The organism is Rhodopseudomonas sp. B29, assembly GCF_000333455.1.
GTDB lineage: Bacteria > Pseudomonadota > Alphaproteobacteria > Rhizobiales > Xanthobacteraceae > Rhodopseudomonas.
On the sequence record NZ_BADD01000377.1, the window covers coordinates 1 to 1,528 of the forward strand.

The window sequence follows — 1,528 nt, forward strand, 5'->3', positions numbered from 1 at the left end:
GCAAAAAACCGGTCAGCTGACGCTTTCCGGCTCGTACCGAGGTCATGCTTCCAAAACCATCCTCAGGAGACCTGCTCGAGAGGACGCGTAATGTCCTGGCATTGCCTGGCTTATCTAGACAGCGTCTGAGCGACTGTGGTCGAGGGTGGTGCCCGAAAGCCCAAAAAGGACGTTTCAGGTGATCCGTTCCGACACTGGCGAAGCTCACCGCCTGTCTTGAAGTGCGCGGTTTTTATCGGTGGAGAACTGCCAAGTCAAGGCAAAACCATCAAACAATCGCGTTCAGTGAGCTCGCGCGGCGATTGATCGGCCGTGCAGAAGTCCCCGCCTCGCTTGGCTTTTCGCAATTGCGCGAGACCGTCCTGCTCGTTGCCCAGATAGGCGCCATCAAGCTTGCGTCAAGCCGGCAGAGCCGAGGAACGGGTGGCCGAGATGGAATCAGACGCGCAGATTCGGCTCAGGGTTGCGGCGCCATTGCAGGCTTGCGCGGCCGCGTCGCCCGCCAGGTGCGGAGCCGGTTGCGCAGGCCGCGAAGTTGCTGCAGACCTTGAAGTCGCACCATTTCCATCTGGAATGTCATAGACTTACGCGGCCCCATATCAACCAGAAGCTCAACCATCGCCCGCCTTCCGGTCCACAGGGTCGACATGAAACTCGATTCGACCGAGCAGGAATCGATGGCGTCGATGTCCGATCCGGCAAACAGCTCCTCGGTCAGCTTGTCGACCAGCAGCGCGCCCGGCGAGAATCGGGCGAAGGCGGCGTCGAAGCCGATCTTCCAGGTGTAGGCGCTGCGACCGCAATACATCACGACCTGGGCGGCAATGGCGCGGCCGTCGAGTTCGAGCAGCGCCACCGAGGCGGCGCCCTGCTCCGCCAGTTCGGCAATCAGGCGGCGGGCGAATTTGGCGTCGTGCTCGTGGCAGAGAATCGCGGTGCCGCGATCGCCCTTCCAACTCGCGAGTTCCAGATTAAGAAACGTCTCGAATGCAGCCGCGACCGCCGCCGGCTCTCGATCGTTGCGAATCTCGGCCCGGCCCAGCGCCGACAGCCGGTTCCAATCCTGACGCAGTTTCTTGCGGGTGGAACCGGAGCGCTTCAGCCCGGCCTCCCGGCTCACCACCGGTCGGCCTTGGCGGGACAGCACCATAGTCTCGGCGCCCCTCGTCGTGAGCGCCTTGCGCAGCGCCGGATAGGCAGGAGCCTCGGCATCCAAAGACGGCAGATGCAGCACCTTGGGCAGCGCCGCCGCGCCGGCGATCGCTTCGACGAAGGCCTGCATCACGGCGTCCGCATGATCGCGGTCGATCAACGGGGTCGACAGGAACGCGTAGTAGAACGGCAGCGCCTCGAGCGTCTCCGGCCACAACGGCAGCGGCTTGCGCCGGTCGAGCGCCCATAGCCCGAGCAGCCGGTCCGGCGCAGCACTGTCGACCGCAATCAGGACAGAGATCTCGGCAAAGCCGGTCACCTCGGCTGCCAGCAGCGCCGCGGGCGTCATGAAGACGTTCGGCGTCGCGCGGTGACG

At 64.2% G+C, this 1,528-nt stretch carries 1 protein-coding gene; it reads right to left on the minus strand.

The genetic code is table 11. The features are described 5' to 3' along the window. Positions 1-457: 457 nt before the first annotated feature. The coding region (locus I5M_RS13700) for a GNAT family N-acetyltransferase (protein WP_022721917.1) at positions 458-1,528 on the minus strand (1,071 nt) is incomplete at its 5' end.